The sequence below is a fragment of the Cohnella nanjingensis genome, from assembly GCF_014212125.1.
In the GTDB taxonomy this organism is placed as follows: Bacteria; Bacillota; Bacilli; order Paenibacillales; family Paenibacillaceae; genus Cohnella; species Cohnella nanjingensis.
This window is the reverse complement of record NZ_JACJVP010000100.1, coordinates 1-824: the sequence shown is the minus strand read 5'-3', so window position 1 is coordinate 824 and position 824 is coordinate 1. Positions and strand designations below refer to the sequence as shown.

Annotated in this window: 1 protein-coding gene and 1 pseudogene; both read left to right on the top strand. The window is 59.7% G+C overall.

From position 1 onward, the window contains the following. On the top strand, positions 1–362 hold a 362-nt coding region (locus H7C19_RS34065; protein WP_185673543.1), incomplete at its 5' end, for an ABC transporter permease subunit. 21 nt (positions 363–383) lie between these two features. Continuing rightward, positions 384–824, top strand: a pseudogene (locus tag H7C19_RS34060) (carbohydrate ABC transporter permease); the annotation flags it as partial.

The window sequence follows — 824 nt, the reverse complement described above, 5'->3', positions numbered from 1 at the left end:
TCGCGGCGCTGACCGGCATCAATCCGAGCCTGTACGAGGCGGCGGTGGTGGACGGCGCCAGCCGGCTCAGGCAAGCTTGGCATGTCTCCCTGCCCGGCATGGCGCCGATCATCGTACTCGTCGCCACGCTCAGCATGGGGCAAATCCTGAACGCCGGGTTCGACCAGATCTTCAACTTGTACAGTCCGGCCGTGTACGGTACGGGCGATATCATCGATACGCTCGTTTACCGCATGGGACTGGAGCAAGCGCAGTATTCGCTCGCGACGGCGGTCGGTTTGTTCAAGTCGGTCGTCTCGTTCGTCCTGATTTCGGTGTCCTATTACTTGGCCTACCGGATAGCCAACTACCGAATTTTCTAAGTTTTAAGGAGAACATCCCGTATGGTACAAGACAGAACCTGGTGGGGCCGGTCGTTCGACTGGCTCAATACGGCCTTCCTGATCGCGCTTTCCCTGATGTGCATTTTTCCGCTCATCCACGTGCTGGCGATCTCGTTCAGCAGCAGCATCTCGGTCGGCGACGTGGTGCTGTGGCCCGTCGACTTTACGACCGACGCTTACAAGTACGTGCTCGATAAGCCGGATTTCCTGCGATCGGTCGTCATGACGCTGAAGCGGGTCGCCATCGGCGTGCCGATCAATATGGCGCTGATCGTGCTGCTCGCCTATCCGCTGTCGAAGGATCCCAAAGCCTTCCCGATGCGGACGGCGTACGCTTGGTTTCTGGTCGCGACGATTCTGTTCCACGGCGGGCTCATCCCGGACTATCTGGCGGTCCGGTATACCGGCCTGCTGGATACGATCTGGGCGCTCGTGCTGCCC